This window comes from Paenibacillus periandrae (assembly GCF_022458865.1).
GTDB lineage: Bacteria > Bacillota > Bacilli > Paenibacillales > NBRC-103111 > Paenibacillus_S > Paenibacillus_S periandrae.
In genome coordinates, this window is the sequence record NZ_JAJNMU010000103.1 from 1 (window position 1) to 785 (window position 785).

1 protein-coding gene is annotated in these 785 nt (G+C 63.4%); it reads right to left on the reverse strand.

All coding sequences use genetic code 11. The annotated features are described in order from the left end of the window. Positions 1-785: Crp/Fnr family transcriptional regulator (locus LRL21_RS44735; protein WP_240422208.1), on the reverse strand; the 785-nt coding region annotated here is incomplete at both ends.

Here is a 785-nt window from a genome sequence, read left to right on the forward strand (position 1 = left end):
AGACGAATGAAGCGGAGATGCCGCCGCCAAGCCCGATGCCGGGTAGCGAGACGGCGGATGCGGCCATGAGCATGGCCGCCAGCAGCGGCGACACGACCCCGCAGGCCGTGAGCAGCAAGGCCGTTAGTCCGGTCCCGATGAGCGCGGCTGCTGCCGTCGGCTGACCGCCCGTCTGCATCGCGGCATACAGCAGCAGGCCGGCAACCAGGGAAATGACAGCCCCGAGCGCTCGGACCTGCGGAGAATGTCGGCTGGCCGCGTCACCGGCCCCTTCCCACTGTTCTCCCTGCTCTCTCTGGTCCTGTTGGTCCAGTCGTTCCCGCTGCTCCCCCGGCCGCTCCTCTGCAACCGCGTCCTCCCGAAGAGCCCCGCCAGATGTCAACGCTTTCGCTTCGTCCGACTCCTCCTGCGACGAGGCCGCCTGGCTTGACTGCCGGTTCACCCGGGCAAGCCGCCGAGCCAAAATGCCGGCAAATTGAACGGCTAACGCATTATGCTCAAGCAAGATCCGGTCGAACGATTCCTTGACCAGCCTCAGCACGACCAGATCGCTTTCCGCCATCGCGGAGGCGGAGCGCGGGTCGCCCGTCAGCAAAGCCATTTCGCCGAAGTATTCCTTCTCCCCGAGGATAGCCAGAGTCGTTTTGCCGCCCGCTGCGGAGCTCAAATAAATTCTCGCCTGACCCTGCATAATGATGTACAACGAATCGCCGAACTCGCCTTCCTCGAACAATAAATCCCCTTTGCGGTAGCTGAGTTGGGTAAATTCCTGCAGCAGCGCAGCC